Raw genomic sequence first — 24,950 nt, 5'->3', positions numbered from 1 at the left:
AAGGCCTTGTATTCTTACAATAAAAATGTTTTTTCGGTAGTTTTACCAAAAAAGGTAAAAGCTTCTTCCAATACTACTGCTTAGTTATCAACGTTTTACAGAATGAGTGGAAGAAAAAAGGTAAAACTACGTGTTGTATCCTTACAATAGTTTTGTTTAAACCCGTCAAATTCGACCACTTTAAAACTGTATGCTTTCCCAAATCTGCCTATGGTTAACCGGCCTCTTTGAACTTGTGGCCGCGGTACATTTGAAACTCCAAAAGGCAAAATTTGTAATAAGGTATTGCTCGCACGTTTCCTTCACCACTTCCGGCAGCTTTTCCATTCCTTCAGGTATATCAAAGCCTTGTATAAATATAAAATTATCCTCGGGCCTTAGCCAATGCAGGCGCTCAGCGGTCGCCGCCGTCCTCTTCCTGATCTTATACCAGTTATCGGTCCAGTGGTAGCAGGAAACGCCCAGGCTTCGAACCGGCAAAGAGGTTAGCTCATAATCAGACAATGCGCTAAATGTTTTGTCACAAAGGCAAAGGTGAAAGTCTAACAGGTGGCTAAAATCCAAGAACGCCGATATTGATTGCATGTTCTTAGGCTCGTCAATCATTACATTCCCAAACCCGGTTTCTTTTACCGCATGGACCCACTTTGCAATGTCGCACTCCCTACAAATTGCCTCGCCAGCAGTGAGCCCCCAAAATGTCGCCCACGTTTTCAGCCCTTCGCCTTCTGCATATTCCCGCAATTCCTTAAATGTTCCCAGGTTAAAGAAAAGGTCCGTTTCAGTGATGCAAAAAAGGACCGTATCGAAACCTTTGGCCTTAATTTCTTCCACGTGCTCTTTGAATGTGTCGAGGTATAGGTTGCTATGGTATGAGATTAACTTCACGCGGCAACTCCTTCTTCCTTATCGGCTGGCTCCTTTTTAGCGGGTGCACCACCTTCAAAAATATCTTGTGCCATGGTGGCCGCTGTATTTAGCAAGGCCGCTTTTTCTGTTGCATACTGCAGCAGTATTTTACGCTTATCAACCTTACTTTTATCCAGGAAGTTTTTATCTTCCTCGAGCGCCCTGTTAACAAAGTCAGTGATGTAAACGCTCATAATAGCGTCCTCCTTTGTTACCAGCCCGCTACCTGACAACAGGCTCTTTTCCTCTATACTTAAACCCAGCAACGGGTTACAATCCATCACCGTTTGAACGAATCCGGAAACCTCATCATTAGAGTAGAACTTCTTCTGAGCAATTTCCTTTTCAAGTTCGGCAAGTATAGTAGAGCTCAGCCCCGCTGTTTTTGCCGTACTGTACTCGGTAATAAGAAAGGTTGTATTGATGATATCGAACTTCTCCGGGACCGGTATAATCGGCCGCATGTCGTTTCTCTTCACTTCGTCAGCAACAACGCCCTTGTACCTCAGTTCATTTACCCATTTACAAACATGATCAGCAACAAAAACAAGGCTTTCAGCAAACCAGCTTATAACGCTGTTCATCTCATCCCGGTCAAGCTCTTTACCCTTGCCGGAAATATTAAGCGGCGTTGAGCTTAGGTGATCCATGTTGACCGCTGCCAGCGCTTTGTATAAATGCTCCTCGATCCTTTCGTTCTGAATTTTAATAATCTCAACATTCATTTCAACATAGCCCATCGCTGGCACCGGGATATTCTGCTCACCAATAGCCGCTGGCTTTATTATAATCTCATCAACTGGGGAGCTGCCGTTAGAAACTCCCTCGCCCTTACAAGCTTTGCACTGCGTTGTAGATCCTGAAACAAGAGTCTTTCCGGTACCCGAGCACTCTCCGCACTGAATGTTATTAATCCTCCATTTCTGCGGGTGCAAATGTTTTACAACCCCAATATCCAGGTCATTACTTTCCCTTGCGGCCTTGTTGAGGTGCGGTACCATAGGGTTAAGCGGTGTTGTCTTAATAACGCTGCTTCCCATACGCTTATGAAACTTGCCAGGCAGTTGAAAGGCCGGCAGTGAGTTAAGCCCGTGAACGTATTGCTGCGTAAGCATGTACATCCCGCCGTCTACTTCCTCCCATTTCTGATATGAGTAGTTGTCGACGACATAAAAAACCATGGCCGAAGTAGAGTAAGGAAGGTCAACCCGGTTGCTGCTTGAGGCGTCAAGAAACGGGTTGCCGGTAAATCCGGCTATTGCTTGGGCCCTCGTTTGTTGTACGTCCGTGCTAAGCTTGCTGGAGTATTCGTCGCTTCTAACAATAACGTAATCGTCCGTAACGAAATCAACTATTTGAGGGGCGTTAAAAATCATTGCAACGGGCTTTATGTACTCCATACCGTTTACATTCAGGTCCTGCGGCATAACAATACAAACGCCGTTTGCGTCCAAAGCAATTGCCTTTAAAGCTTCTTCAAATAACCAGTTCTCAAGCGTTTTGTAAACGGGGTACTTGCCGTCGATATAGCTTTCGAGCGTTTCCTCTTTGGTGATCATTGCGGGTATGTCATCCCGAAAGCGAATCATCCAATCGGGCGACCGCCTTATTTTCTCGAGCACAGAAATAACTCGTTGTATTGGGTTTTGAGTTTCTGCCTCGTAAATACTCTGCCTGTAGGTTCGCACGGCTTCGCTTTCGTTCGGCCTTGCTGCCTTAATCAGGTGGATAGGCATTTCACCCTCAGCGTGTACCTTCAGCTTATGGTATAGCAGTACGCTGTCATTCCAAGCAACGCTTTTTTTGGTTCCTGAAAAACGCGCCTTAAGTTCCTCGGGTGATAGTATTGTTGGCATACGTTATTATTTAACAGCTTACTCTTTTTTCACAATTTGAATTCCTAGCCTCAAACGGCTCCAGCACTTTACACTTTGCCTGCGCTTCCAAAACCCTTTCTTGCCAGTCGATATCATACTCGTCTTTCTTGCTAACATAGCTGTCGATCTCTTTATTCAGCAGGTATATGTTATCGTGCCCAAGTGCAATTACTATTTTTTCATGCATAGACCGGGGCATGTAATCGGTTACCATTTCCCACTCTTTCTCAATGCTTGCGCTTTGTACTTTATAGCTTCCGTCGCTTCGCCTGTAAACCTTTCTTGTTTCCGGATACTTTGGTTCATACAGATAAGCGGGCAGCCAAACAGAATTTATTGCCGTTCCATTTGGATAGCCAAAGCCGGCGAAGTCCTCATTATTGCTGTAGGTAATTTTAGTCAGGTAGCTGTTATTTGTTTCCTTTCTAAAGAGGTTACTATAAACTTTATCGCTGCCGTGAACCACAGCGTATTTGAAGCACTCGGTTAAAGAAGGGATTGCAGTAAATAAGCTGTTCGCGTTCTCCGTAATGGTCACTTGCATAAGCCCTTTGTAGTAGGTTACGCTCGCCCCCTTGTTGACATTGTTTACATTCCTAAAGGTGAACGAAATGAAAGGCAAAGCGTTGACACAGCAGTAAGGAAATACATACTCGCTCATGCCAACATCAAACTGCTGGTTTATTTTATCGAACAACGACTGCTTTGTTGGGTAGCTTCCCGCCATTGGCCCTATTAGCACGTTACCCGGGAAGTCAGCGTCGACAAGGCCCGTAAGCTTTCCCCAGGCACAAAGGTTTGTTGCTACAAGTGAAGCGTGCGAATAAAGAAACCCGTTGTAGCGGTCGGCAATTTGAACAGTCACCGCGTCATCAATAGGAACCAGGCTCGCGGCGTCAATCATAAACTGAAAAGCAACGCCAACGCTTTTATAAGCTGGAATAACGAAATCGGTTAGGCCTCCGTTGAAGTTTACAAATGAATGTTTCGGGCTTGTTATTGTTAGCGACATCTTTTACTCTTTACTTGTTATTAATGTAAATTCCGCCTCTCCATCATTGGGCGAATATTTCAACGTGTCAATCCAACCGTAGCTCCACGGGTCTTTTGCTGCTCTCCTGTATTGCACCTTTCCATACTTTGCAACTGACACGTCAACAAATTCATTTAATCCCATTGGGTACTTGAACACCACCTTCTCAGGAACAGTAAAAGGCCTTGCGTCATCGGGATCCGCGAAAGAAGCAAGCTCGATCGGTGCGTTCTCAGCTATTGCCTCGCCTTCAACTACGCACGTTCCGCTATTCAATCCCTTTGCAACAAAGTTTCCCTCCCCGCTACTAAACAAAGCCTTTGCGTTTGCGTAATCCCTCACCCCCTGTATGAACCACTTAAACCAGCGCATTGCATTTCTTACCGGCGTAATTGCGTAGTTTATTACTGTGGCAGGGTCAAAGATGTTTTCCGGGGTAGTGATGTTGCCCTGGTCAACGGTTACGCTAGCCTGCAAGAGTATAACCCCTATTGTTATTGGCCCTTCAAGAGTAACGGGCTCAGCAAAATAAATTGCGGTGTCGGTCCCGCCTCCAAACGTGCTAACAAAGTCAACGGTAAACGTTCCGCTGTTTACCCCGCTTCCTGTTATTGTAAGTATATCGCCTTTATGGATCGCGCTTGCGTCATTGGAAGTATAAAAGCTCGTATAGTAAAACGTGCCGGTAAGTGAAATCGAATAAGGGGCGCTGCGTTTTAAACAAATGAGAAAAGCGGATGCATCATAGCGCCAGTCATCCGATAGCCCGAATTTGCGCCTCGTCACTTCGATTGCGTAGGGGTCCGCGATCACCTTACTAAACTTTTCGAGTTTAGTATCGGTATTACTCAACGGTGACCTGTACTGCCGCTTTGTATGCATGGCATCGAGCCCGTTTGTACTTTCAACCTCAAACTTGTCATAGCCGAAATTGAACTGGTTGTAATTCCACTCGTTCCGAACAGTCGTGTTTATTTCATTTACCAGGTCAGCAACGAAAATTATCTCATCGCTGTAGAAATACTTTATCGGCTCAACCCTTACGTCGGTGTTCTCAATACCCATCCCTATGCAGTCAATCGCGCTCAGGCTTTCAAAAAAGTCTTTGAATGAAAGGAACACTTTAGGTGGTGTGTTGTCCTGTAGTATTGCCCTTCGTATTTGTAGGCCGTTTGAGAGGGTTCTAAGGCCGCCGCACCCATCGTTAGCGTAAGCGTAAGGCTCGCTGTCGGTGCGCCCGTAATACTCGCTCTTAAACTTGTACTGGTTGTTTGTAATGTGCTCGACTATCCTGCTTCCCGCTTCATGCAAGAAATAAGTTTTTATTCGTGATGACGGGCAGGTAGAGTTTGCGGTCACTTTACAGTAGCTGCCCGCACCCATGGTGAAAAAGAATGAGCTTATATGCGAAGGGTCACTCTTTACCAGGAAGTAATACAAGTACAGCCTGTCGCCAAAGTTCATGCTTACCGTGACGTTCGCTTGGTTGGAGAAGCTCGTTGTTCCATTACCGGTAAGATTGAACCACGCCGTCTCGTTAAAAATGGAAGTGTAGCTGGCCGGGTCCGTTTCGTCAAGCCCTTTAGGTAGCTTAAGAATAATCAGGTTTGCTTTTGTATAAACTCCGGAGCTTGCCGACTGCGAAACACTGCCGTGGTAATCCAAGTCAATAATAAAGTTGTCGTACTGGCACAAAAGCCCGGGCGGCACTTTTAGCTCAATAAAAGGAACGGATCCCTCAGCGGGAATGTTATTAAAGGCGCCTGACAGGTACTGCGGCTGGTCGTAAAAGTTAGTGTCGCCAATTTCGGTGTAATCAATGCTTTTGAAGCCGGGCAGGATCGCGGTAAAGAAAACTTTTGTAATAAGCGTGTTATCCTTCCAGTAGAAGTCATCAGCAAAATTGATCGACTGGTTATCCGTTAAATTTCTCGCCTTGCTTGTAACCAGTAATGACTTGCTCGGTATATCAACCTCACGGTCTAAAAAGGGGTAGTCATCAAGGACCGTGACACCGTCGTAAGCAATATTGCCGGTAAGGTCGACCGATGTGTCCGTCCTGTTCTTTATCAGAAGTTCGGTTTCAGATGCCTGCAACCCGCATTTTATAGAGCAGCTCTCCCCGCACACTTCATTGTAGCTTGCAAAATCAAGTTTACCAGTATAGAAAAGCCAGTAATTAAAAGCGCCCAACCACTCTATCCTCAAACCTATATTGCCGTCAATCGCCTTTAAAATATACTCCTCCTTTATAATAAAATAAGCCTCTTCTTCGAACTGCAGATCATTATCTGAAAAGTCGAAAAAGACACCGTGGGTAGACAGGTCACGCCTGACGGTCTTGGTCATACTGTCCCAGCCATAGGGCTCTTGTATAACCGTTTCTGTACCGTCGTGTATAAGTGTAAATCTCCAGGTCACTTATTTAAAGTTTAAATCTGTATTTATTGTTGAGGTACTCCGTTCTGTCGCTGCCCTCTTTGGCAATCACATGGATCCCGGTTTTATCAATGTTTACGTCCAGCTGGCTTATGTCTGACACCTTACCCACATGCCTTGCCACGCTTTGCCCTAGCTTTTCATAATCAAGTGCTGGCGCTGAGTTGCCCGAGTTCCAACCGCTGGGCACTCTCGCCATTGAAAAATTGCCGTAGTTCATTTCAGGCATTTTTATGTTGGCAATGTAGCTTTCAAACCTGTTCTCGTTTATGGCGGTTAACGCGGGCTTCCACTTCCTCGTCATTGATGCCTTGATAACACTCTCGTTTTTAGAAAGCCTCGCAATAATGCTGTCGGAGGTTTCGGTTCCCGGACCTTGCAAACCGATAACGCCCGTTTTGAATGCCGGAAGAGGTCTTGAGATAATAAGCGCCAACTGCGAAAGGCTGGAGGCGATCGTGGCGGCAATTACAAAGGGTTTGATAATAGCGGGAATAGTCTTATCAGCCAGTACGGCAAGTACCGCCTGTGACTGGCTAAGTAAAGCGGAAAATATAGCCATCTTCTTTTCGTCAGCGGCGGCCTTCCTCCGGATGGTTCTGATTCTTTTATCCGCTTCCTCGGCTGTTATAATCTTATGGTCCTTCAGCTGCGTTATTTGCTGTATTTCCTCGTCAACGTTTGCCTGTGATGACTGGGCGAATATTTGAGCGATGTTTGAAACCACCTGGTAGGCCGCCTGCGTTATTTTGGCCTTTGCCTCTTGATGGGCTTTTTCTTTTACGAGGTCATCTGCCCTCACCTTATCGGCTGCCCGCATTCTAGCGTCTGCCTGCTCAATCATAACATTAAACCAAAAGTCACCACCGCTTTTTGCGTTTTCTTCCAAGGCCGCAAACTGCCGTTTATCTTCCTCGGCCTGCGCCTCCTTATTGGAACGAAGAAACTCAGTGTAACTCTGCTCAATACCCTGACGCTTTGCCTTAACGTCACTTTGCAAGTTCAGCAGCTCGGCGGTGTAATTCTTTTCAATGTTTAGTCTTTCGACAGAGGTAAGCCCGTCCTTACTTAGCTCGTTCCTTCTTTGCAGATCCAGTAGCTCGGCCTGCTTTTTTGCAAAGTTGTTCAACGCCTCAAAACGCATGTTGAATAAAAGACCGGGGGAGTCCGAGCCCTCTTTGAAGCTGTCGGCTTCCTGCTTTAATCTCCTTTGCTCAATTTCAAATAAGGCTGTCGCGTTTCGCTGTGCAAGATCCTTTCGAACTGAAGCAGCTTTTTTGTCGTCAGCAATCTTTTTATCGTGCGCTTTTTTATTTGCGTCGGTGGAAAAGTCAAGCCGGTCAACTTCTAACTTGGTATTCTCGTTGGCGATATCCTCCTCAATCTTATACTGGTTGCCGCTGTTCTTTAAATACTTCTCGCGTTGCTCATTTCGAAGCCTTGCGTACTTTTCAGTTATAGCTAGTATTTGTGCTTCAGACGCGCCCCTATTTCTTGCCCTTGCTTCTTCAATTTGTTCTTCGCGTCCTAAGAATGCCAGGCCGGCTTGCAGGGCCGCGTCGTTTGCTTGCTCGAGATTTTCATTGAGTGCCTTTTGCGCTTCGCTCGCATCCTTTGTTGTGCTGGTAAGGGAGGAAAGCTTCTCAATTAGAAAACCGATCGCGACAACGACCGCACCGATACCGGTAGTTATTATTGCTGCCCTCAGTACTTTGAAAGCTGTTGATGTTGCCGTTACCGCTACACCTAGCCCCCCGTAAGCGGCGGCCGTTAACCTGGTTGATGCTGCAAGTATTGAGTTACCCAGTGCCTCAGCCCTCAACCTCAATATCGATTGACCCCTTAAAAAGTTTTGTGCCTGCTGTAAGCTCTGGGTAATTGCCATGATGCCGTTCAGCTTCACAAGCGCTTCCTGTACTTCTTTGTTCTCATTGCCAAATAAGGCGGTAACACCGGAGGCAAATTGAAATGCGCCCGCTACACCTTGCACACCTTCAACAACCGCGTCAAGGCCTGCCGTATCGGATGACAGGGCCTTAATCCTTTGCTGGGTGTCACCTATTTGATCCTGAACCTGCCCGGCCCTGGCCGCTAACTGCTGAAAAGCGTCTGACGTTTCAAGCCCCGCCTCCTCCAACTCCTGCATAGCAGAGCGGGTGGCGTTTAACTCCGAACGGAAGTTTTTAAATTCTTTATTTGTGCCTTGGGAGATAACGCCTAGCGCCTTCATCAGTGCTTCACCCTTGGCGATCTCCTGATTTAGTACCTTAAATTCTTTGCTGTCGGGCTTGAAATTGTCGAGATTCTTCTTTGCCAGTTTCAGCGCCGAATCAAGAACTTTAATCTCACTCGCGCCAGTCTGTACCACCTTCTGAAACTCCTGCAGCCCTTTAGTGCCGAAAGCGCCAACAGATGCTTTGTCGACGTTCTTTACATTATCCGCAAATGTTTTTAATGCTGTATTGGTCTGGGTAACTCCCTTTTCAAAGGTGGCGACAAGTTCTTTCTCCTTTGCACTGAGGGCCGTTAAAGCTTGCGCACCTTCGGCAATACCGGAAGTATCACTGTCAAACTGAACCAGTATGTTTTGTGTCATTTCCGAGCGGGAAATTATAGCGGGAGTGTTCTGTGTTAGGCTTTCTTAACGCCTCGAAGTATTAAAAATATAAAATCTTATTGATAATTATGTTATCTTATTGATTTTAGGTCTTTGTGAAGCAAATATTTAGAAGATGCACAGCGAACAAGAAAAAGCGATTTCATCAAAAGCGAAAAAGCTAGTAGAAGTACCAGTGCCGCGAAAGTAAAAAGAAGTAACTAATACGTTACTTTTAACCCTAATCCTTAAATATATTATTAAGAGTGATGGATATCAAAATATACTCAGCTAATGGTCCATTAATTAGTGGCTTTGTTAATGGGGATGAGGTTTATAGCAAGTTTTCTGAAATTGGAGCGGTTGAAGTGAAGCCCCAAGGAGCGCTTGCAGGTCCAAACGATAATTTCCAAATTATACTAACGCCAGTTGAGGTTGCAGTGGCTTTGGGCCTAGCAGAAATTGGGAAAGAAATAGGAAGAGAACTTCTCAAACTAATGGTCGCTGACTTTTACGAAAGCAAAAAGAAGGTGTTTGCTACTGCGAAAGGATATGTATCTAAACTTGTCCAAAACATACTATGGGCAACTGGTATTGTTCCTTCAGGCGTGTCACTAATGCTTGGTTTGGAACTTCAACTGCCGAATAATCCGGTACTAAGAGATCGAAACATTTGTTTCAATTTGGCCGGGTTGTCTAAAAGTGATATTGAAACAAGGCTTTTTTTATTAGCAGTATATGGTGATAGCATTAAAGAGTTTATAAAGGATATTAGTGAACAATATAACAACGGTGAAAAGGGAGGATTAACGTTTGTAGAAAATACTGATTGTTCTGTGTGCATTTCTTTAGATGCTGATACCCATCCATATGTGGAGCACTACCTAACAAAGGTAGTTTCGGGATATTACACGCAGACGTATTCAAGAACCACCTTTCGTAAGATTTATTAGATGAAGCTGAGCTGAGGTAGCTCATCCCCCATCAAATGAAAATGTAAATTCTGTAACTGGTGGACATACTGACAAGGGAATTCAATAAGAGTTGTTTTGTCTTCAAACGTATATATCTCCATTTTACCTTCCCTCTCAAGTACACTCATTATATAGCCCTGAAACTCCTTTTCCCCTTCTATAAAATGTGCTTCCTCCAATAACTCCCGAGTAATTGGAATACCTGCTAACTTTTCAAAAGGATACGATGTTTTTCCGAAAGAGTCAATATTGATACCTTCATAACCTATCGTTTCAACCTGTACTGGTGAAGGCGAAAGAACCCAATTACCTTTCCTTAATTCCATTGCATTCATAATATCATTTTTTCGTTTGCTGCTTCTCAAACGTAATCAACTTTTCATTAAGTGCAAAAAGGTAATCCCAAATAGTGAGGTTTCGAATGGCTTCTAGTTTTGAGGCATCACCAGAGACGAAAAATAATTCTTGTCTGCGAAGCGTTTCGTCTTGCTTGTTGGCAAGAGCCGTAACATGGAGTCCAAATGTATTTGATTGAGACTTTCTACCACCTCCGAATACTGCGGTAAACTGCTGCTTATAGACCCTAAAATTGGCATCAACTGTTGTAAGGGCATCAACAAAAAAAAATCAGCGCCTTTGTGTTTCTTCCAGAATTCTACCTTTTTAAGGTTGTAGGCAAAGTCGTAATCCCTTATGTCCTCATTAGAATCAAAGAAGACAATGGAAGCTATTTTATAAAGCAGTTCAGTATCTAGCGCCATCTCCAGGCGTTGCTTTAGCTGGTCGTTCAGTTGCTTAATAGCGAAAATGTCAATCTTGCTTCTGTTCAGTACGCTGTCGATCGCTTCAGTATGCAGCTTAAGAAATTCAAGCGTTGTTTTCATCTTGGTTTCCTCGAAGAAAACGGTGGTCTTGAGCCCGCGGAGTGCTGGCATATTGTTGAAATCTGCAAACTGGAAGAAGTCTCGACCAGCGACCGTAAACGCTAGCTTTGTTTCGTGCTTGTGCTTTGGGAAGTTGGACCGGCGAAGGAGTCTTTTTATAAAGTTCATGCTTCAATATTGCTGTCGTACCCTTTCGAGTAATCGGTGTCTTTCTTCTTGCGCTTTCGAGGGTGAGGGGCGTAACCTTTTGCTTTTAATGCATCGGTTATTTCTTCCCGGCTTCTTTCAGGCTTGCCGTTTTCGCCTACCTCCACCATTATAGCTCGAAGCTCCTTAATTGGAACTTTGTACAACTTTGCAAGTTCTTTAACCTCGCTTTCGTTATTGCCTTTAGAGGCCACTAACTTGGGATCCATTTTCATAATGAACAGTTTTACTGTAAACCGTGTGAAATAAGTTTATCGTCTAGCTGGTACTCGAGGCCGGTATCAACAACCAGCGACTTTTTTATTATCCTAAACTGGTTTTGATTTTTACCCAAAGACCTTATTGATATCATTACCCTAGGGTGATCAGGATGAGCGCAGTCTACACCTTTTGCACCCGGGCAATTGCACGGCTGGCAGGTCCAGCCGAGGGAGAGTAGGGTTTCTTTCATTCAGTACCTAATAAGCTTTGTAAGACATAATTAATTCCAGCCACTAAGAACAAAAAATTCAAGTACTCCCAGCTAAAACTTGCTGTTTTCATAGTAAAGAGAAAGCCATATACAGAAGAGGTACAAAATAAACAGGAGTATAAGGGCTTTCTTAACCATAAAAACATTTTAGGTGGCAACGGCTCAATCATCCAATCTATTAGCCGCCTCATAGGAAATAGCAACATCCCCTCATTCATACTGCCCCAAAAAAAAACAATTTTCATTGAGGTGATAAGAGCGTAATAGAATGTCTCCGAGTGCATCAGTCGGCGGGTTCATAAGTGATCTCGAAAATATCGGGCTTGCAAGGGTAGAACTCTCCACTAACACCCCTAATAATAAAATCTCCTGCGTTGGCATACATGTCACCCTCAAGAGTGGGAATCATTATACTTGTACCCTGATCCCCTAATGTTTTTGCTTTATTACCAGTAAAGGATATGATCTCCGCTTGATTCTTTCCCGTGTACTGTATCGCTTCTATTACTACAGGTTTCTTTCTAAACTTGGGCATATATTCTTGCTAATTTAAGTTTTATGTCATCGTGCAGGTTTCAAAAAGGATATTGATATTGTTCGGCTCGGGTAAAGGATCTATAAACGCGAACTTGAAAACGAGAAAGTCAAAAGGCTCCCCCTCCTGGCAGAAAACAAAGGGATCAATATTTCCCAAGCTGTCAACGCCCCAGCTTCTAAACTCCCAAAATCCGGAGAAGTGCTGGAACATTTCTTTTGTGAGTCCCGCTGATCCATCAACCGGTAATTCCAAAACACCTAAAGCAGATGTTAGCGCGTCGCCTCTTACCACTTGCCCGTTCAAGTTCTTAAACTGCCACTGAACATAAGCCTCGTAGTCATACCCGCTAAAAAGAAAAGCATCAGGGCAGTAATTCACCTCAACCTCTTTATAATTGCCGCATGACATACAACAAATATAATCTTTTTGATTATCATTTATTCAGAAAGATAAATTACCGGGGTGAGGCCGGCTGTTATAAAACTTTGACTACTAACTTTCCGTTTCGTGTTACAATCTTATTTGACCTTGTATATACTTTATACCCTACAGGAACTAATACTTGGGCTGTGTAGGCTGGTATAACTGGCACGTTCAATGTCGTGTTAGATACTCCTTTCCAATATCCTAAAACTGTTGAAGCGATTGGATAAGCGTAGTTAAAGGTTAACTTACTGTCGTTGCTTGCTGTTAGTGCTGAAACGGTGGAACTTGCATCTTGCCCAGATTGAGCGAGCCAATTGGCATAAGAATAATTTACTGCACCACCTCCACCGGAGTATTCCCTATCGATAGTAAAAGAGGGTGCACCGTCTATTGGTCTTGAATAAATGTTGTTATTTACGGTACCGATATTAGATACAGCGTCAGCAACATACTGATGAAAATAAATGGAAAGCTGGCCTGATTTTGAAACTATGGTATTGCCTGTTACTGTTGTAGCTCTTACTAATTGAGAAGGATTTTCTAAAAAAGATAGCCCTTGAGGAAAATCAAAGATCAGGTTGTTAGTTATGCTGTTATCATTACTGTAGCTTAAAAATATACCGCACCACTCACCGCCTGAAAGATAGTTATTATAGTAGCTTGTATGGTTCGTCCCTTCGTCTAAATAAATTGCGGGAGCTTTACCGAAATTCTCATAGCCTGCTGATGACTCAGCGCCTAGTTTATTACCGAGGGTATGTAAAATGATATTGTTACGGACAATTCTGTTTGCAACCACCACGTCTTTTGAGTAGGTGTAAATAGCCCCTCCATCATCCTTCACAAGACAGCTACTATCAATAAAGTTCTTTTCTATTAAAGCGTTGCTCCCGTTAAAATTAATTGCGTTATAACCCACCTTGATTATAATAGAGTTTTTTACTGTCGTGGTTTCGCCATTAATATTTATTGCTTGCTGCGTTCCGTCACCCGATCTTGCAGAGCCGGCTACTAAAGCTATGTTAGTCATTGTAACCCCATCGATAGTACAAGATGAACCGTTTTGTTCAACCCATACTCCCCCGCTTAAACAATATGAAAAGGCACCTCCGGTTACAGTTAAGTTGGTAGCTCCGTTACCGTATATTGCGGTTTGCCCGTGTTTATAAAAATTGCAGTTGGTAAAAGTTATATTAGTGCCACCGTTAAGACTTGCAGCATGTGTATTTGAACCTTCCCAGTCAAACCCCGTAAACGAACAGTCACTTTTACTATTAAAGGTTACAAGTTTATCTACATTACTTACTTTAACTACCCTGCCTGAAGGTGTAGAAGTAAAATACATATAAAACTTCTTGTTCGTTTTATCATAATACCAGTCACCATCCTGAGTAACACAACTGATATTATTTTGAATAAAAAATCCATTATTATTTGTTATTGACCTGCTAACCGCGCCACCATAAAGAGAAGTTGTACCGAGTGTAAGAACATTTCCTGAATGTGCTGTAATTGGTTGTCTATCCAGTATGTACCTTACTTTTCTAATTACAGCTTCGCCGCCTGTAGCATCAAAACCAATTGCTGTTGCGCTTGTAAGAGATGTATTGGTAGTGTGGGCCAAAATGGATAAATAACCGGATTTCGGGTAGCGCCCCATTGTCTTAACAGTACCATCAACAGTAACAAGATTTAATTGAGTAGTTCCAATATCAAAATCAGCAACATAAATATTACCTGAAAATTGTGTCCATGATGAAAGCTGTGTAAGCCCTGTGATAACCGGGTTCACTCCTGCCCCATACGCCCCATAAGTTACTCCAGCCCTGCTTGCAAACGCACCTACATAAGTTTCACCTCTGTGAAATAGTACTATACTTCCCGCAGCGGGAACAGTTGCATTATGTTTCGCGTAACTCCAGGCATTTGTTGTGCTGTCTAGTCCTGTGCCTGTTGATCCTGCATTAGTAACATAATAAGTTGCTGCAAAGCAATTATTAAACAAAAGAATTAAACCTAATAATCTTTTCATATTAGTATAATGAGAAATAATGTAAAGTTGCTTGTGCAGATAAAGCAGATGCAGTTGTACTTGCAGGTAAAGTAGTTTGAGAAGCTAACTGAGCGCTTATTCTAGCGCCATTTGTAAAATCATAAGTGTATGTACTAAATAAGCCCGTTGCCGCTGCTTTAATATCAGGTGCAGTCGTAGTGGCACTTGCGCTCCATAAAGCCCCAATAAAATATACTCCTGCTGCTGCCGCATAGGTAGATGAAAACGCTTTGGAAGCCCATGTAGCAGTTGTTGCTTGCCATATTGTACCGTCATCAGTGGATGAAGCAACCAATGTTAGTGCACCTATAGTTTTGTTGTAGCTATAAAGACCTATACCGTTATAATTGTTTGCTGTATATACTCCAGCGGCATTTTGAAACCACCTCACGCCTGTTATGGTTTGTGCCGTTGGCAGATAAACTGCAATAAATCTAGCCGTTCCTGAAGTCAAAGCACCGTTAGAAGTTAATCTACTGAGGTCGTATAAAGGTTCCGCTTTCACTGTGGAGCCTAACCCAGCGTAAAGAGCTAATGAATTGTTGCCGCCGCTCGAACTGCCGCCACCTGCTGAAATAGAAGTTCTTAAATTCGCTTTAGCGGTATCCACTCTATATGTAGTAGCGAAAGTTGCGCTGTCCGCTGATCCGCCACCGCCTGATATAACGACGTCTCCTGAACCTAATAAAGTAGTACCATTAATTGTTTTAATTGTAGTTCCGCTTACCAGTGTCGTTTGCTTGGTTGCAAGGCCTGTAGTTAGATTTGATTGCACACTGTCACCAACTTTACGGGCGTATCCTTTACTTGAAAATATAGTACTATCTGCTTTACTTAGATAGGTTGATAAGTCTAAAACGCTTGTGTCTGTCAACGCAATTGCAGAAGCCGGAATACTTGATAAAACCTTTTTCCATTTCCGGCCTCCAGCACCTGCGTAAACGGTTGTCTCATCTGCCGTACAAACCGAGCAAATAGCGTAGTCTTCGTTTGTGCCGCTAACATACATTCTGTTCGCATTCCCGTAGTACAATTTCATTGACGCAACTGTGGGTACTACATAAGGCAGCACGGGTGTCTGAGCGTTTACCGCTAAACAAATTATTAAACCAAAAAGAGTAAATAACTTTTTCATTTTATGATATTGTATATTGAAATTCTAATGTTGTACCGTCATCCAAGTACATAGATTTGTCCCCGTTGTTACTTTCATCTGCCGCTACCCTTACAAAGGAGTTTGCAACGCGGGTAAGAGCGTTAGCCGCTGCCTTTGTTGCCGCACGTTGTACAGATGCACCGGAGCCACCATTGCCGGAGTTGGTACTAGGAAAAACCGCCTGAAGGGCATTAGCAATTGCAACCGCATTTCCGGTTAAAGCACTTCCGTTGTCAATCTTAAAAATGGTGCTACCGATATCGTATACCACCCCTTTAATTGCAATTGAAGTTGAGCTAAGGGCTTTGAGCCCTACATCTGTTCCCGATTGTATGTAGTCAACTGGGCCGTTGTCTATTTGCATGGCAACGGACTTCGAGAGAACGGTAAAATTTACTGTTGGCATTACTGAGTAGGTTAATCCAATAAAAGTAGAAAGAAATAATCGGATTGATAAAATAATTGTCTTATTGATTAATAAGTAAAATATTATTACGCTCTTGGTGTGATAAAGCTGGTGTTGCTTAAAATGTTGATAACGGAAGGTTATAGATTGCTAAAGGGATTCTACCTTAGTGACTAAACAATTAAATTCATATATGACTGATGATCAATTTGGACAACTACTATCTGTTCTACAGGACATTAATAAGTCTATAAAAAAATTACACCAATCTTACGATCTAGGAGATGTATGCTCCCATTTAGATGATGTAGAAAGCGCTGTTAAAGACGTGAAGTCCGCTGTTGAAAAGCTAGAAAGATGATTAGCAGCCAATCCAGTTAGGATTGGCTTTTTTTAATGTTACGTATCTTCTCTGGTTTTATTTTCTACCGGAAAACCATCCCGCCTTTGTATCTCCCTTCGGAGCCGCCTCCGCTTTTTTATTTATATTTAGTGCCACACAATTGATTCTGAATGGAATATCACAAGTACCCTGTTAAACTTTTAGAAGATATACAAGGTTTATTTCGGAACTTCCGAAAGCTGGTCGATGATACTGACGATTTAACCTTTAAGCAGAGCGAACCATTTATATTTTATATAGAGGGAGCGAAGCCAGGGTGGTTCTTTGAGATTAGTAAGCCGCGTCTTGACAGTAACAATAAATTTAATATCTCCTACAGTTGTCGTCCGGCTTCAGCAATTGATCCCAACAATTTTACTAGCAGTGGTGTCATTGAATATTGTTATAATGCCTTTAATAATTGGCGCGATTTAACCCAACGCTATCAAAAGATAGCAATAACACGAGAAGAAGATTTTATTAACCAATATGAAAAAGAGTTCTACGAAGATCTGAAAATTTTGGATGAAGATGCTGATACGGCCCCGTTTAAACTGCCCCAGCAGCTTCTCCTATACTCCTATTACGAGTATGCGGAAAAAATGCTGGAACAGGAAATACAGAAGGGCGAACCGGTTCAAGAGTTAAAAGCCGAAGCTACTTTTCTAAAAAACAATATTCAGAACTGTACGAAAAACAAAGCTCTAAAAGGATTTAGTAGGTTTTTAGCTAAAGCCCAGCAAGCCGGTATCAAATACCTTAACCCACTCTGGCTAGACGGAAAGAAAGAGGCAGTGAAGAGAGGAATAAATTACGTCTTTGATCATGTACCTGATGCTTTGACTTACATTCACACCCATATTACAGCCTTCATTACATGAGTTTAGGCTTTAAATAGAGCATCAAGCCTCTGCAACTCTTTTAAAGCTGCTTGGGCTTTATCAGTCTCGCCACCGTCCAGCCACTTGTTCGCCTGAACTAAAATGCTGTTTCTTACTGAGGCCTTGTACTCCTCTTTGGTGCAGGTGATTGACTTCCCATCCAACAGGAAGTAGGTGTTATTGTTAACCTTCTTTTGCTGTTGCTGAGAATAAAGCAAAGGGTCAAACCAGTCGAGGAACGCGTTTAAGGTATAGCGGAAGCAGTCTAGTATATCTGCCTGCTGCTCCGGCTTATCCCGGTCCTCCTTCATTATGGTACCGTCAGCGCGTCGCTTTACCTTTTCCAGGTCAAACACTAAAGGGGCAGCTTTTACGGCGTGAATCGTTATAGGGAACCAAGCCAGCACACCGTTAACATGCGTTGCATTCTTCGCTTGCTTAGGGTTGGGTAGCACTTTCATTTGCCCTTCAGATAAGTTGAGGTACTGCTTTATAAGTTTGTAGTGCGTCACCTGCTCCGCAAACAGGGAGCTTTCATTGTTACCGTTGTAATCCCCGGTCACCAAGTACAGGCAGCCCGGGTAATAAGTAAGAATGTGGTTGCAGATACCCTCAACGCCTGACTTTGGTAGCTTTATTGCCTCCAGTACGTTCAACCTGTTTTCCTCCAGTTGCGAGACAAGGCAGCTCATCGGGTTACGGTTGAAGTCAAAAGAAAGTATTAATTCCCTGCCTCTGTTAATCGTTGGGTGCGGCACTCCCCTTTCTGGGTTGCTCACGTGCTTTGCCCTATCAAACGCGAATGCATAAGGCGAGTCGTTTAAATTTATTCCCCACGCTCCGTTTGCCACCCCTTCAAAGACTGTTAAGTTACCGGCCGAGGAAATCCAAAGGTTTTGCTTGTAAGCGTCACGGTCAATGAAATAATTATCGGTGTAGTTGACAAATACCTTTTTTACATTCTTGCCCTTCAGTATATCAATCATCTGAACGTCACCCTTATCAATACCCTCGTACAGATGCGAAAAGAAAACTTTGAGGATCCAGTGATCAGGGTAAACGCCGTGAGTATTGAACGTGGCCGAGAAGCGGTTAACTCCCCTGGTTGTTCTTAGTGTGGGGTAAAGCTCTTTGAAGTCGGCAAAATCAAACTGATCAAACTCCTCGCACCAAATGTGTGTCGGGTCCTTAATAGATTTTAGCTTATCGGCTTTGTCCGAACCGAAAGGAATAAACTTATTGCCGTTCACCTTGCATGTGATGATCATGCTGCTACTGTCGGCCTCACTAAATTGGAAGAGGTGAGTAAGCTTATTCTTTTTTATGCAGTAAATGAGTGTTGCAAAGCAGCTGCCCCTAACAGTATCATAAACCTTTCTGCCGTAGTAACATTTGAAATACTCCTGGGTTAAGCATTCGTGAAGCAACACATCGCACTTAGCCTCGCTCTTCCCGCCACCTCTGCCTCCAAATAGTAAACAGATGTCGTAATTCAATTCCCAAATTGGGAATAGTGCGTCGTTAACAGCCACTACCCTACTAGCGACCAAGTCTTCCTGGGCTTGTGCCGGTAGCTTAACGAACGCGCTCGCTTTGATTGGCAGCAGCTCATCCATTGGCCTTGTGAAGGATAAGTAATAGCTCGTCTTTGGAGTAAGGACGCGGCTGTTCTACGTCGTTTCCGGATTTGTCGGTGTTGGCTTGCTTGATTGGAGCGTAAGATCCTCTCTTCTTAAAAATCTTATCGATAGCAGCAATACTTTCCATTGGAGAAACGGAACGCATGACAACTTCACCTTTTACCCAATCCTCTACTTCAACGTTTGCACACGCGATCTGAGATAAAATAAGCTCGAGCTCCAAATCTGATTTTAAGCCCTCTTTTACCGCATCTTCAGTCATTTTGGTCCTAACCCTTAGCCTTATCTCCTCCGCTTCAAGCTGCCGCTTCTTGAGTATTTCTTTGGCCTCTTTTATCTCGTTATCTATTGTCCGGCTGCTAACTTTGCATGTTTTAGAAACTTTTCGCAAAATTTCCTTCCGTTCCATCCCACTAGCAAGCATTTCGGTGATATCCGCGACGCGCTTTTGCTTGGATGAAACTTTAGAAGATTTTACCGCCATATAACAAAAATAATCTAAAAGATAATTATTAAATCAAAAAGAATAGGGGGTAGAAATAAAAAAAACCACTATAACAGTGGTTTCAATAAGCTTGAAATAAATCTATACCGCCTTTTCTAACCTCGCTCCAATAAACGATACTAAGCGTTCATCTATAATTTCGGGGTTCATTACTCTCACCGACTTTGCTTCCCATCCCTGCTTTGATTTTCTCGTGTGAAAGCGGTAATCACCCTTATAATAGATGCTAAAAGGTCCGTCTTCGTCGGTTTCAATCTTTGCAACCCATACCAACAATGGCGCATGCTTATAACTTATTTCAAACATATCCCACTGGTAGTGCTTCACAGAAAGGAAATTGCTCAGGTCGTCCTGAACCGCTTTGATATAATCTAATTTCCGTACGTCACTAATCCACCATTTTCCAGACTCCAAAGCGGTAGCTTCAAACTCCACCCCATCATTAAAACGCATAGCAACGGTAAATTCTAAGGGATTCTCAATGTCCGCAATTACTTCAGCTATTAAAGGTTTGCCATTTACCACACAATTAAACGCTACAGGTTTTTTGTATCGCTTACACACATAAGAACTAATAGGTTGTTCCATAAATTTATTTTTATGAGTTAATTAATGGGCGATGCTAAGTTGAGGAGGCAATACTTTTTCTTCAATCCTGCTTCCAATGATTTTGCTTATCTCTGTATGGCCAGCCTGCAGATCGATCCATTGGCCGTTGTCATCTATCCATAGGTCAACCACTTTGATGTCATCAAGAATGCAGCGATAGTAGTTGGTTTGATTGGGGTAGGTCATAACGAATACCTCAAGAGCGTACTCTCTGCCAAACAAACGAAGCGTCTCCTCAAATAGTCTCCCTTTTACGACACTCATCATTTTTCGCCTTTATTATATTTTTCCAGTATGTCGTTAAAACATTTGATGATTCCAGGATCTTGGCCACCCGTCTCAAATATTAGCCCTTCTTCTGTTACCAACAGGTTTGGATCGAGCTGGCTTTCTTCGGCGATCGCACGTTCCATTTGCTCCGCCGGTATTTCATCGGTGATAGCTTGTTCTTCGTCCGGTTCTATTTCCTCCGATAGTTCTTTTTCGATTACTTCCAAGGCATGTAGTTCCCATTTGCCCGGTCTGCGAGGGATTAACTTAAAAGGAAAGGTCCCGTAGCTTGGATTGATTAGAATGCCGACATAATTGCCTGTGCCGTCCAGACCTTCCTCATCCCGATACATTTCCGGGCTCATTACTACGCTATAGTGCTCGTCGTTATAAGTAAAGTTCTCCTGAATGAACTTGTGAAAAAAAGGTGCTTCGTTTGACATTGCTATTAAGTTTTAGATTCTAAAATTAGTATTTGCTAATTTAATTAGCAAATAAAACTAAAAAAATTAACGAAAGGAGCTTGTAGCACAAGGTTTAGGGGTTGGTACAATTTTGTAATTTTAAACTCTATGTGTAACTACAAAGGAATGAAGCTCAGCCGCAACGAGCTAATGGAAAAACTCAAAATAGAGAGGCAGCTCGAAGAGAGCCATACTATGGAGATAGATTATCAAAGCCCTATTCATAACGGTTTTGACTATAAAAAGATTGACATAGTAGTCCCGGAGCCCGACTGTAAATGGACGATTGCAGAAATGGAATGGGGTTTTATTCCGGAATATTGGTGGACACGAAAAGATGTAGAAAACCACAGGAGAGGCTTTACGGACAGTAAAGGGGTTTATCATCCGCAGATGACGACGTTAAATGCAAAAGGCGAAGATTTGCTCAAGCCGGGAAAGATGTACCGGGATGCCGCCTTGCACCGTCGATGCTTATTTCCTGCAACCGAGTTTTATGAATGGCGTCACATATTCCCATTAGGTAAAAAGGGGCAACCACTAAAAACACCGGTGAAGTATCCATATCATATAGCGGTGAAAAACAAAGAAGTGTTTCTCATAGCAGGCATTTGGCAGACATGGACAGACAGAGAGACCGGTGAAACAGTAGACACTTGCGCTAACATTACCACAGTGGCTAACTCAATAATGGCCCAGGTGCATAATTCCAAAAAACGTATGCCCGTGATATTGACTGAACAGTTAGCAAACGAATGGATCAGCGAGGGGTTAAGTGAACAACGGATTACTGAGATTGCTACTTTTCAACTTCCTTCAAAGGAGATTGATGTATATCCTATTCGCAAAGACTTCCTTACAGCGCTTGACCCAAGTGAGAGGTTCCAGTATGAGGGGTTGTCGGAACTGGTTTATGAAGAAGAGGTTGTTTGATCATTTCCTACTTTCGTGCTAATGAGACAAGACTTCCCAGTGGAGCCATTTAACAACTCCCGAGTTTTATCCGGGTGGGCAAATAATCTTAAAATACGTTATGGCACTTTCGCTTGGGGAAGAGTAGAGTGGGTCGGTAGGTTATATCCAAAAGGAGTAAGAGAGGCGAAGTTCTTGAGTCACTACGTAGAACATTTCAACAGTATCGAGTTGCAGGCCACCCAACACAAAACTTATAGTGCAGCCGAAGTTGAAAAGTGGACGATACAAGCAGAGGGGAAAGATTTTTTATTTTGTCCGAAAGTGCCTCAGGCTGTTAGTCACTTCAGTTCGTTTATCGATGTCGAAGATAAAACCAAGGCGTATCTAGATAGCTTTTATGCCTTTGGCGGTCATTTAGGCCCCGTTTTACTTCAAGTAAGCGATAGATTTTCACCTAAAAGAAAGGAAGCAGTCCTATCATATCTGGAAACCTTGCCGAAGGATCTGCAGTTTTTTTTGGAAGTCAGAAATCGTGAATGGTTCGAAGAAAACACTTATACTGAACTCTTGGAAAGTTTGAGGCGACTCAAGGTTGGATTAATAATTAGCGATAATGAAATAAGACCTTTGCTTTTTGACTTAACTGTTCCTAAATGTTGGATTAGATATACATCCTCCGGTGAGTTTAGCAGGTTAGATAGGTGGTTTGAAAAACTAAATGAATGGGGAGCTAAAGGTCTGCAGGAAGCTTACTTCTTTTTCCAGGATTGCGAGGATAAAGTCCAACTACTAGACGAACTCTTATACTTTAAAAACTTGGTTGACAACGGCTAGTTATATTCCTTGCTTTCAGTCCATCTTTTCCTTTGTTACTTTTGCAGCAATGAGACAAGACTTTCCTGTTGAACCGTTAAATAACGCTTTAGTCTTAAAGGGAAAAAGTAGCGATTTGAAAATCTATTACGGGACGACAAACTGGAGAAAACCTGAGTGGATTGGCAAATTGTATTCCGTTGGAACTAGGGAGTCTACGTATTTGAGTGAGTATTCAAAACATTTTAACGGCATCGAAATGAGTGTTACTCATTACAAATACTACCAAAGGAGCTCGATTGAAAAATGGGCCGCGAAAACCGCCGATAAAGATTTTGTCTTTTGCCCTAAATTTCCACAATCAATTAGTCACCTTAGCCCCTTTCATGACATTGACGACAAAACGTCGTGGTTTTTAGACGGTATTGCTGGATTTGAGAAACAGTTAGGACCCATTTATCTTACGCTTACCGACGAGTTTAAATTAAAACCGACCAGAAAAGAAAAACTTTTCACATACATGAAAAGTTTGCCCATCGATTTGCAGTTTTTTTTGGAACTGCGCCACAAGGATTGGTTTGACGAGGACTATGAGGATACACTCAAATTTTTAAGGGATCACAACATAGGCTTACTTATATTAGACCATCCAGTTTGGCCTTTGCATTTGGACCTTACTGTTCCCAAATGTTTCATTCGCTACTTCCCATCGGAAGACTTCTCGCGATTAGACAAGTGGTTTGCTAAAATTAAAGAGTGGGAAGCTCGAGGTCTCAAAGAAGCATATCTTTTTGTTGCGACCAATGATGGTGGTGCTATCGAGCAAATGGAACATGCGTTATACTTTAAGAGCCTAGTTGACAAGGTTTAAAGATTTACATGAGGAGTTAGAAAAAATATCTCAAAACAAAATATTTCTCCCATTATCATTAACACAAGAATAAATATGCAAGTAGATAACGAACGACAACAAGATGAACCTGACCATTTCGGTAATTTTGCTGAAAAAGATGGGCTTTATACTGTTAGGGTATCCCGCCTTAATCCTCCCTTTTTAACAATTATCTATGACCACCTCTCTAAGTCAGGATCTTTAATTGAAGGTGATCCTATCCCGCCCGATGTAAAACCAATGTTAGATAAGGCTGTTCGCTGGGGTATGCACAATGTGAGGTTCGATGATTTTGAGATTGAGAGCTTTAAAAAAAATTCCATTATCCAAGAGCAATTCCAGGCCTTTAAGACTACTCTAGGACCGCCTGGACCTAAAAACAAGAAAAAAAGGGACTTTAGGTGGTATATGAATCGTATCCCGGTTTATCTATAGCTCGTTACATATCCCTGCTTTCGATCAACCTGCCTATTTCTTCAGCTAAAGCAGTTCGACCAATATTAATCTCCTCCCAGTAGTCTATTTCACTTGCGTCCGGAACTGTCTGTATCATAACTGACCGGGTAGGCAGCTCGACTAAGTACATCATATCGAGACCATTGACGATGGGTGTTACCTTAGTTGAGACACCACCAAAAGCCAGGTAAAAAGGTTCTTGAATTGCAGACATGGCCATAAACTTACAACTTTTTAAAAGTTATCTTTTAGCTTTATCTCAAATTCCAAAACACCCTACAGTTGCCAGAAATACCAGACATAGAAGTCTTTGCTCACAATGTAAAAGCTCAGTTTGCAGGTAAGCGAATTACCAAAGTAATTGTAGTGAATGGCAATAAATTAAAAGACACACCGGAAGAGTTATCACAAAGCCTGGAAGGCCATATTCTTAATAACGTTTACAGATCCGGAAAAGAATTTAGACTTGAGCTCTCTAGTGGAACCACGGTAGGGATGCACCTCATGCTCACCGGTGACCTGTATCCTTTTACAGATAAAAACGAGAACAAGTTCACGATCGTGGAGTTACATTTTGAAGATGGAAGTGGCTTAGCCCTGACTGATCGAATGCGAAATGCTCATATTAAACTTAACCCACAGGATAAAGATGGAGTTGATGCTTTGTCGGATGAGCTGGATTTTAAATACTTGAAGAAGATATTTTCGAGGAAAGCAACAGTGAAAAACGTGCTACTAGATCAGGGATTAATACGGGGTATAGGCAATGGTTATTCTGATGATATTCTTTGGGTATCGAAAGTTTCGCCGTTTTCGACCGCAAGCGCAATTCCTGATAAGAAAATCAAGGATATAGCAAAAGCAATCAAAGTAGTTTTAACGGAGGCGACTCAAAAAATACATGAAGCACATCCAGGTTTAATAACAGGAGAGGCAAAGGAATTTCTACTTGTCCATAGACAAAAAGTTAGTCCCACAGGAAAACCGATAAAGGTTGAACAGTCAGGATCTCGAAAGACGTATTACACTGATGAACAGAAGATGTATTCGTAATTAGTTTCAAGTAAAAAAGACACTAGGGCGACCACGAAAGGCACCTTACTGATTGGGGGCTTTAGCTGAACATTCCTTCTTGTAATTAATTTTAATATCA

General features: G+C 42.7%; 28 protein-coding genes. 8 read left to right on the top strand and 20 right to left on the bottom strand.

Annotated features, from left to right (window positions below; all coding sequences use genetic code 11):
• Positions 1 to 180: 180 nt before the first annotated feature.
• From SAE01_RS06300 to SAE01_RS06280, 5 genes are read right to left on the bottom strand one after another with little or no spacing between them, the layout of a single operon-like run.
• Positions 181 to 888: a hypothetical protein gene (locus SAE01_RS06300; protein WP_147202827.1), complete on the bottom strand. Its 708-nt coding sequence runs from the start codon at positions 886 to 888 to the stop codon at positions 181 to 183.
• Complete coding sequence (locus tag SAE01_RS06295; protein ID WP_147202826.1) at positions 885 to 2,765, bottom strand: DnaJ-like cysteine-rich domain-containing protein; 1,881 nt, start codon at positions 2,763 to 2,765, stop codon at positions 885 to 887. Before SAE01_RS06295 ends, SAE01_RS06300 begins: the two co-directional genes overlap by 4 nt.
• A 10-nt stretch (positions 2,766 to 2,775) precedes the next feature.
• Positions 2,776 to 3,798 (bottom strand): hypothetical protein, encoded by a 1,023-nt coding sequence (locus SAE01_RS06290; RefSeq protein WP_147202825.1) that lies wholly within the window; start codon positions 3,796 to 3,798, stop codon positions 2,776 to 2,778.
• Positions 3,799 to 3,801: 3 nt separating this feature from the next.
• Entirely contained in the window at positions 3,802 to 6,240 is a 2,439-nt protein-coding gene (locus tag SAE01_RS06285; RefSeq protein ID WP_147202824.1) for a hypothetical protein, read from the bottom strand.
• A gap of 4 nt (positions 6,241 to 6,244) precedes the next feature.
• The gene (locus tag SAE01_RS06280; protein WP_147202823.1) at positions 6,245 to 8,854 is read right to left on the bottom strand and encodes a hypothetical protein; all 2,610 of its coding nucleotides are present in this window, start codon (positions 8,852 to 8,854) and stop codon (positions 6,245 to 6,247) included.
• Between the two features lie 269 nt (positions 8,855 to 9,123).
• Here SAE01_RS06280 and SAE01_RS06275 point away from each other — a divergent pair, with 269 nt between their 5' ends.
• Entirely contained in the window at positions 9,124 to 9,807 is a 684-nt protein-coding gene (locus SAE01_RS06275; RefSeq protein WP_147202822.1) for a hypothetical protein, read from the top strand.
• Here SAE01_RS06275 and SAE01_RS06270 read toward each other — a convergent pair.
• From SAE01_RS06270 to SAE01_RS06230, 9 genes are all read right to left on the bottom strand, one after another.
• Complete coding sequence (locus SAE01_RS06270) at positions 9,804 to 10,154, bottom strand: hypothetical protein (protein ID WP_147202821.1); 351 nt, start codon at positions 10,152 to 10,154, stop codon at positions 9,804 to 9,806. The genes SAE01_RS06275 and SAE01_RS06270 overlap by 4 nt on opposite strands.
• 102 nt (positions 10,155 to 10,256) lie before the next feature.
• Entirely contained in the window at positions 10,257 to 10,880 is a 624-nt protein-coding gene (locus SAE01_RS06265) for a hypothetical protein (protein ID WP_147202820.1), read from the bottom strand.
• Complete coding sequence (locus SAE01_RS06260) at positions 10,877 to 11,128, bottom strand: hypothetical protein (RefSeq protein ID WP_147202819.1); 252 nt, start codon at positions 11,126 to 11,128, stop codon at positions 10,877 to 10,879. The genes SAE01_RS06265 and SAE01_RS06260 overlap by 4 nt, the downstream gene beginning before the upstream one ends.
• A 17-nt stretch (positions 11,129 to 11,145) precedes the next feature.
• Positions 11,146 to 11,370 carry a hypothetical protein gene (locus SAE01_RS06255; RefSeq protein ID WP_147202818.1) on the bottom strand — a complete coding sequence of 75 codons (225 nt, stop codon included), beginning with the start codon at positions 11,368 to 11,370 and terminating at the stop codon, positions 11,146 to 11,148.
• A 304-nt stretch (positions 11,371 to 11,674) separates the two neighbouring features.
• Positions 11,675 to 11,926 (bottom strand): hypothetical protein, encoded by a 252-nt coding sequence (locus tag SAE01_RS06250; RefSeq protein ID WP_147202817.1) that lies wholly within the window; start codon positions 11,924 to 11,926, stop codon positions 11,675 to 11,677.
• 21 nt (positions 11,927 to 11,947) lie between these two features.
• Positions 11,948 to 12,337, bottom strand: a complete 390-nt coding sequence (locus tag SAE01_RS06245) for a hypothetical protein (RefSeq protein WP_147202816.1) — start codon at positions 12,335 to 12,337, stop codon at positions 11,948 to 11,950.
• 67 nt (positions 12,338 to 12,404) lie between these two features.
• Positions 12,405 to 14,387: a right-handed parallel beta-helix repeat-containing protein gene (locus tag SAE01_RS06240; RefSeq protein WP_147202815.1), complete on the bottom strand. Its 1,983-nt coding sequence runs from the start codon at positions 14,385 to 14,387 to the stop codon at positions 12,405 to 12,407.
• Between the two features lies 1 nt (position 14,388).
• Positions 14,389 to 15,543 (bottom strand): hypothetical protein, encoded by a 1,155-nt coding sequence (locus tag SAE01_RS06235; protein WP_147202814.1) that lies wholly within the window; start codon positions 15,541 to 15,543, stop codon positions 14,389 to 14,391.
• Between the two features lies 1 nt (position 15,544).
• Positions 15,545 to 15,970 carry a hypothetical protein gene (locus SAE01_RS06230; RefSeq protein ID WP_147202813.1) on the bottom strand — a complete coding sequence of 142 codons (426 nt, stop codon included), beginning with the start codon at positions 15,968 to 15,970 and terminating at the stop codon, positions 15,545 to 15,547.
• A 193-nt stretch (positions 15,971 to 16,163) separates the two neighbouring features.
• Here SAE01_RS06230 and SAE01_RS24410 point away from each other — a divergent pair, with 193 nt between their 5' ends.
• Positions 16,164 to 16,331 carry a hypothetical protein gene (locus tag SAE01_RS24410; RefSeq protein WP_170234096.1) on the top strand — a complete coding sequence of 56 codons (168 nt, stop codon included), beginning with the start codon at positions 16,164 to 16,166 and terminating at the stop codon, positions 16,329 to 16,331.
• A 152-nt stretch (positions 16,332 to 16,483) separates the two neighbouring features.
• Entirely contained in the window at positions 16,484 to 17,233 is a 750-nt protein-coding gene (locus SAE01_RS06225; RefSeq protein WP_147202812.1) for a hypothetical protein, read from the top strand.
• 2 nt (positions 17,234 to 17,235) lie between these two features.
• On the opposite strand, the gene SAE01_RS06220 is transcribed toward SAE01_RS06225, so the two are convergent.
• From SAE01_RS06220 to SAE01_RS06200, 5 genes are all read right to left on the bottom strand, one after another.
• Complete coding sequence (locus SAE01_RS06220; protein WP_147202811.1) at positions 17,236 to 18,849, bottom strand: phage terminase large subunit; 1,614 nt, start codon at positions 18,847 to 18,849, stop codon at positions 17,236 to 17,238.
• Complete coding sequence (locus tag SAE01_RS06215) at positions 18,842 to 19,357, bottom strand: hypothetical protein (protein ID WP_147202810.1); 516 nt, start codon at positions 19,355 to 19,357, stop codon at positions 18,842 to 18,844. The genes SAE01_RS06220 and SAE01_RS06215 overlap by 8 nt, the downstream gene beginning before the upstream one ends.
• A gap of 102 nt (positions 19,358 to 19,459) precedes the next feature.
• Positions 19,460 to 19,966, bottom strand: a complete 507-nt coding sequence (locus tag SAE01_RS06210; RefSeq protein ID WP_147202809.1) for a hypothetical protein — start codon at positions 19,964 to 19,966, stop codon at positions 19,460 to 19,462.
• Positions 19,967 to 19,987: 21 nt separating this feature from the next.
• Entirely contained in the window at positions 19,988 to 20,254 is a 267-nt protein-coding gene (locus SAE01_RS06205; protein WP_147202808.1) for a hypothetical protein, read from the bottom strand.
• Positions 20,251 to 20,700 (bottom strand): hypothetical protein, encoded by a 450-nt coding sequence (locus tag SAE01_RS06200; protein WP_147202807.1) that lies wholly within the window; start codon positions 20,698 to 20,700, stop codon positions 20,251 to 20,253. The genes SAE01_RS06205 and SAE01_RS06200 overlap by 4 nt, the downstream gene beginning before the upstream one ends.
• 129 nt (positions 20,701 to 20,829) lie before the next feature.
• Between SAE01_RS06200 and SAE01_RS06195 the strand changes: the two genes are divergently transcribed.
• From SAE01_RS06195 to SAE01_RS06180, 4 genes are all read left to right on the top strand, one after another.
• A complete protein-coding gene (locus SAE01_RS06195) occupies positions 20,830 to 21,654 on the top strand; it encodes an SOS response-associated peptidase (protein WP_147202806.1) in 825 nt (274 codons plus the stop codon).
• Between the two features lie 21 nt (positions 21,655 to 21,675).
• Positions 21,676 to 22,470: a DUF72 domain-containing protein gene (locus SAE01_RS06190; protein WP_147202805.1), complete on the top strand. Its 795-nt coding sequence runs from the start codon at positions 21,676 to 21,678 to the stop codon at positions 22,468 to 22,470.
• 49 nt (positions 22,471 to 22,519) lie between these two features.
• Positions 22,520 to 23,320, top strand: coding sequence for a DUF72 domain-containing protein (locus tag SAE01_RS06185; protein ID WP_147202804.1), 801 nt, complete (start codon positions 22,520 to 22,522; stop codon positions 23,318 to 23,320).
• 75 nt (positions 23,321 to 23,395) lie between these two features.
• Positions 23,396 to 23,776, top strand: coding sequence for a hypothetical protein (locus SAE01_RS06180; RefSeq protein ID WP_147202803.1), 381 nt, complete (start codon positions 23,396 to 23,398; stop codon positions 23,774 to 23,776).
• 4 nt (positions 23,777 to 23,780) lie between these two features.
• Here the strand turns inward: SAE01_RS06180 and SAE01_RS06175 are convergent, their stop codons facing one another.
• Positions 23,781 to 24,011, bottom strand: a complete 231-nt coding sequence (locus SAE01_RS06175; protein WP_147202802.1) for a hypothetical protein — start codon at positions 24,009 to 24,011, stop codon at positions 23,781 to 23,783.
• 68 nt (positions 24,012 to 24,079) lie between these two features.
• On the opposite strand from SAE01_RS06175, the gene SAE01_RS06170 reads away from it, so the two are divergent.
• Entirely contained in the window at positions 24,080 to 24,850 is a 771-nt protein-coding gene (locus SAE01_RS06170; RefSeq protein ID WP_147202801.1) for a DNA-formamidopyrimidine glycosylase family protein, read from the top strand.
• The last annotated feature ends 100 nt before the right edge of the window (positions 24,851 to 24,950 follow it).

Source organism: Segetibacter aerophilus (genome assembly GCF_007991655.1).
GTDB lineage: Bacteria > Bacteroidota > Bacteroidia > Chitinophagales > Chitinophagaceae > Segetibacter > Segetibacter aerophilus.
The sequence above is the reverse complement of the archived record's forward strand: the minus strand, read 5'-3'. Positions and strand labels throughout refer to the sequence as shown.

Coding starts and splice junctions, on each gene's coding strand:
- SAE01_RS06195 (WP_147202806.1), top strand. CDS start 20,830: ATGTGTAACTACAAAGGAATGAAGCTCAGCCGCAACGAGCTAATGGAA.
- SAE01_RS06185 (WP_147202804.1), top strand. CDS start 22,520: ATGAGACAAGACTTTCCTGTTGAACCGTTAAATAACGCTTTAGTCTTA.
- SAE01_RS06255 (WP_147202818.1), bottom strand. CDS start 11,370: ATGAAAGAAACCCTACTCTCCCTCGGCTGGACCTGCCAGCCGTGCAAT.
- SAE01_RS06280 (WP_147202823.1), bottom strand. CDS start 8,854: ATGACACAAAACATACTGGTTCAGTTTGACAGTGATACTTCCGGTATT.
- SAE01_RS06240 (WP_147202815.1), bottom strand. CDS start 14,387: ATGAAAAGATTATTAGGTTTAATTCTTTTGTTTAATAATTGCTTTGCA.
- SAE01_RS06265 (WP_147202820.1), bottom strand. CDS start 10,880: ATGAACTTTATAAAAAGACTCCTTCGCCGGTCCAACTTCCCAAAGCAC.
- SAE01_RS06290 (WP_147202825.1), bottom strand. CDS start 3,798: ATGTCGCTAACAATAACAAGCCCGAAACATTCATTTGTAAACTTCAAC.
- SAE01_RS06275 (WP_147202822.1), top strand. CDS start 9,124: ATGGATATCAAAATATACTCAGCTAATGGTCCATTAATTAGTGGCTTT.
- SAE01_RS06270 (WP_147202821.1), bottom strand. CDS start 10,154: ATGGAATTAAGGAAAGGTAATTGGGTTCTTTCGCCTTCACCAGTACAG.
- SAE01_RS06295 (WP_147202826.1), bottom strand. CDS start 2,765: ATGCCAACAATACTATCACCCGAGGAACTTAAGGCGCGTTTTTCAGGA.
- SAE01_RS06200 (WP_147202807.1), bottom strand. CDS start 20,700: ATGTCAAACGAAGCACCTTTTTTTCACAAGTTCATTCAGGAGAACTTT.
- SAE01_RS06220 (WP_147202811.1), bottom strand. CDS start 18,849: ATGGATGAGCTGCTGCCAATCAAAGCGAGCGCGTTCGTTAAGCTACCG.
- SAE01_RS06190 (WP_147202805.1), top strand. CDS start 21,676: ATGAGACAAGACTTCCCAGTGGAGCCATTTAACAACTCCCGAGTTTTA.
- SAE01_RS06175 (WP_147202802.1), bottom strand. CDS start 24,011: ATGTCTGCAATTCAAGAACCTTTTTACCTGGCTTTTGGTGGTGTCTCA.
- SAE01_RS06250 (WP_147202817.1), bottom strand. CDS start 11,926: ATGCCCAAGTTTAGAAAGAAACCTGTAGTAATAGAAGCGATACAGTAC.
- SAE01_RS06215 (WP_147202810.1), bottom strand. CDS start 19,357: ATGGCGGTAAAATCTTCTAAAGTTTCATCCAAGCAAAAGCGCGTCGCG.
- SAE01_RS06205 (WP_147202808.1), bottom strand. CDS start 20,254: ATGATGAGTGTCGTAAAAGGGAGACTATTTGAGGAGACGCTTCGTTTG.
- SAE01_RS06245 (WP_147202816.1), bottom strand. CDS start 12,337: ATGTCATGCGGCAATTATAAAGAGGTTGAGGTGAATTACTGCCCTGAT.
- SAE01_RS06235 (WP_147202814.1), bottom strand. CDS start 15,543: ATGAAAAAGTTATTTACTCTTTTTGGTTTAATAATTTGTTTAGCGGTA.
- SAE01_RS06210 (WP_147202809.1), bottom strand. CDS start 19,966: ATGGAACAACCTATTAGTTCTTATGTGTGTAAGCGATACAAAAAACCT.
- SAE01_RS06180 (WP_147202803.1), top strand. CDS start 23,396: ATGCAAGTAGATAACGAACGACAACAAGATGAACCTGACCATTTCGGT.
- SAE01_RS06230 (WP_147202813.1), bottom strand. CDS start 15,970: ATGCCAACAGTAAATTTTACCGTTCTCTCGAAGTCCGTTGCCATGCAA.
- SAE01_RS24410 (WP_170234096.1), top strand. CDS start 16,164: ATGACTGATGATCAATTTGGACAACTACTATCTGTTCTACAGGACATT.
- SAE01_RS06225 (WP_147202812.1), top strand. CDS start 16,484: ATGGAATATCACAAGTACCCTGTTAAACTTTTAGAAGATATACAAGGT.
- SAE01_RS06260 (WP_147202819.1), bottom strand. CDS start 11,128: ATGGATCCCAAGTTAGTGGCCTCTAAAGGCAATAACGAAAGCGAGGTT.